This window comes from Streptomyces sp. NPDC093064, from assembly GCF_044754605.1.
Lineage (GTDB): Bacteria > Actinomycetota > Actinomycetes > Streptomycetales > Streptomycetaceae > Streptomyces.
On sequence record NZ_JBIVPK010000134.1, the window covers coordinates 1 to 2,702 of the forward strand.

5 protein-coding genes are annotated in these 2,702 nt (G+C 68.9%); 2 read left to right on the plus strand and 3 right to left on the minus strand.

The genetic code is table 11. The annotated features are described in order from the left end of the window. Positions 1-149: 149 nt before the first annotated feature. Positions 150-776 (minus strand): sulfocyanin-like copper-binding protein, encoded by a 627-nt coding sequence (locus ACIQFZ_RS43330; RefSeq protein WP_383061494.1) that lies wholly within the window; start codon positions 774-776, stop codon positions 150-152. Next, positions 773-1,045 (minus strand): SHOCT domain-containing protein, encoded by a 273-nt coding sequence (locus ACIQFZ_RS43335; RefSeq protein WP_383061500.1) that lies wholly within the window; start codon positions 1,043-1,045, stop codon positions 773-775. The genes ACIQFZ_RS43330 and ACIQFZ_RS43335 overlap by 4 nt, the downstream gene beginning before the upstream one ends. A gap of 51 nt (positions 1,046-1,096) precedes the next feature. On the opposite strand from ACIQFZ_RS43335, the gene ACIQFZ_RS43340 reads away from it, so the two are divergent. Further along, positions 1,097-1,297: a hypothetical protein gene (locus ACIQFZ_RS43340; RefSeq protein WP_402693990.1), complete on the plus strand. Its 201-nt coding sequence runs from the start codon at positions 1,097-1,099 to the stop codon at positions 1,295-1,297. Positions 1,298-1,476: 179 nt separating this feature from the next. Continuing rightward, positions 1,477-1,725: a tRNA-dependent cyclodipeptide synthase gene (locus ACIQFZ_RS43345; RefSeq protein ID WP_402693991.1), complete on the plus strand. Its 249-nt coding sequence runs from the start codon at positions 1,477-1,479 to the stop codon at positions 1,723-1,725. A 47-nt stretch (positions 1,726-1,772) separates the two neighbouring features. Here the strand turns inward: ACIQFZ_RS43345 and ACIQFZ_RS43350 are convergent, their stop codons facing one another. Further along, positions 1,773-2,165 (minus strand): WD40/YVTN/BNR-like repeat-containing protein, encoded by a 393-nt coding sequence (locus tag ACIQFZ_RS43350; protein ID WP_383061497.1) that lies wholly within the window; start codon positions 2,163-2,165, stop codon positions 1,773-1,775. Positions 2,166-2,702 lie beyond the last annotated feature (537 nt).

Here is a 2,702-nt window from a genome sequence, read left to right on the forward strand (position 1 = left end):
CCCCGGAGTTGCTCGATCTCCCCCAAGTCCACACGGGCAGCCTGCCGGACTCGGCACCCAAGATCAAACCAACCTAACGAAGTACTACTAGTGCCAAGCAGTTGATAAGGAGTGAGCGTCCACCCGAGCGGCTGACCGTCGAGCGCGCCCTACCGGCTGGCGACGTCGAGTTCGTCGTACATGCCGGCTGCGTAGTGGCCGGGCATGTTGCAGACCAGTTCGTAGCGGCCGGGGTGGAGGGTCAGGGTGGTCCAGTCGGTCGCGCCGGAGGTGATGCCGTCGCCTGCGCCGCCGCGGCAGCTGCGCGAGGCTTCGCCCAGGCTGCCCGCCTCGCTGACGTTCCCGTCCGAGCCGACCGGCCGTTCGCCCATGACCTGGCCGGCCCGCAGCGGCAGCACGACGACCTCGTGGGTGAGGGCTCCGGAGTTGACCACCCGCAGCGACACGGTGCCGGCGTGAACCGTGCTCGGCGCAACGCGCAGCCACATCATGCCCATGCCGTGCCCGCCGGGCCCGCCGTGTGGCGGGACGTGTCCGCGGGGGTTGCCCATCATTCCGGGCATCATCCCGTCCATGTCGCCGACGGTCACATCAACCACCTGGCCGGCCAGCGAGGGCGGGCTGCACCGTGCGCCCGGCCCCGTCCAGCCGGCCGGGGCGGAGCCGCGGAAGGCGCCGGTGGCGGCGAGCGAGATCGTCGTGGCCACGCCCAGGACCAACGCGGCGATCGCACTGGCGATGACCAGCCACACCCCGCAGCGCCGCTGCCCATTCACCGGTGCTCCCGCAGCAGCGCCAGGCGGCGTTTGTACTCCTCGTCATCGATCTCCCCGCGGGCGAACCGCTCGGCGAGCAGGTCTTCCGCTCGCCTGCTGCCCCACCCCGGTTCACCGGATGCGGAAGGCGGGCCGGGCTGGTGGCCGCGGTGGGTAGGCATGAAGCAGCGGACGAGTGCGATGACCGCAGCAATCACCACGGCCCAGAACAGCACCATGATCACGAGCATGAGGAACCAGGCGCCCCATCCCCAGCCGTCGTACCACATCACCCTGATCACCTTCCCTCGGCTGATGCGGAGCTCCTGTCCCCAGTGTCGGTGACGAACGGCCTCGCTGGGCAGGAGGCGTATGGTCCCCTCCAGGGCCCGTCGGCCGTTTCCTCGCCGCCCCATGCCTCCAGGCCCCTGGTCTGCGCGGCGATCGTGGACCGGGTCACCTTCAACGCGCACATCATCGAGACCGGCACCTACAGCTTCCGGCTCGCGCAGACCGAGGAGAAACGACGCCGCCGGGCCTGACCAACAGGCGGGTCTGGGATCGGTGATCCGATCCCAGACCCGCCTCCCGACGGCCGCTATGCGGCCTTGACCGCCGAGCGCGTACACCTTCGAGGCACTCGGCTGTCCGGCGGAGAAGGCGGCGTGGAAGGCACGGCGGCAGGGGCAGTACACGCGGAACAAAATCCGTACCGCGCTCGATGTGCTCGGGATCGACCACGAAGCGGGTGTGGGGTTGGGCCGAGCTCGAGGCCAGTGCGGTCTTCGGGCACCTCCATGCGGAAGAAGTGGAGTGCGCGGTACGGTGCTTCCTGGCCGAGCTGCCGCTGTTCGTGGACACCCCGGCGGTCGTCGGCACCGGGGCGTCCGTCTTCTGCTACCACCGGCCACCCGAAGTCCTGCGCCGCCTCTACAGGCAGGAATTGGCCTGGCGGTCCACCGCGGGGTAGGGCTCTGCGGTGGTCTCCTCGCTGAACTGAGCCTGGAGCGGGGTTGTTCAGTGACTTTCGCCTGCGGATATCGGCAGTCGCTCGGTGAAGGTCTTGCCGCCGTCCCGGGATTCGTAGACGCCGTTCTGGGTGGCGGCCAAGATGTGGTTAGCGTCGACGGCGGTCAGGGCCTGGGGCTGTCCGCCGGGGACGGTGCCGGTCTTCTTCCAGGTGGCGCCGTTGTCGGTGCTGCGGTGCAGGCCGCCGGCGAGGTCGAAGCCGTACAGCGCGTCTTCCTTGGGCCAGGACAGGAAGGCCAGGACCTGTCCCGAACCGTCGCCGAACTTCTGGCCACCGTCCGTGCTCTTGGCGACGCCTGCCTCGGTGGTCGCCAGCAGCAGATCCGGGTCCTCTTCAGGGCGTGGAAGTCGGTGGTGCCGCCGAGGGAGAGGGTCTTCCAAGTCTTGCCGGAGTCGGTGGACTCGATCAGGCCGCGGTTGGCGTCGCCGTCGGTTCCCTCTGTGGGGTGACCGCTGCCGAGGAAGGTCCTGGCGCCGATGACGGTGAAGCCCATGTAGTCGGCCTTGTCTCCGACCCGCTTGGCCGTGCCGTTTTCGGATACGGCGATGACGCCCTCGTGGGTGGCGACGTACAGGCGTCCGTCGGCCGGGTCGATGCCCAGGCCGTGGACGTGGCTGACCGTGAGGTCGTCGTCCGTCGCCTTGCCGGTGTCGGAGTTGGAGGAACAGGCGGTCAGGACGGCCGCGAGGAGCGTCCCCGCCCTCGGCGAGGCAAGCCGAACTCCGGCTGCAGTACTTGACCCTTCAGTTGTAGATCATGGTCGGTGTCGTAGTTCGTCGATCTCGTTGGTCGGGTAACTGGCCTGTATGCAGGTCGAGTTACTGGATGTTGTGGCCACGGTGTCGGACCGGGAGTGGGCGGAGGAGTGGGCCGGGCAGCTGGATGACCTGCTGCTGGAGGTCGGCCGGTTCTTCCCG

Coding starts and splice junctions, on each gene's coding strand:
- ACIQFZ_RS43335 (WP_383061500.1), bottom strand. CDS start 1,045: ATGTGGTACGACGGCTGGGGATGGGGCGCCTGGTTCCTCATGCTCGTG.
- ACIQFZ_RS43345 (WP_402693991.1), top strand. CDS start 1,477: ATGTGCTCGGGATCGACCACGAAGCGGGTGTGGGGTTGGGCCGAGCTC.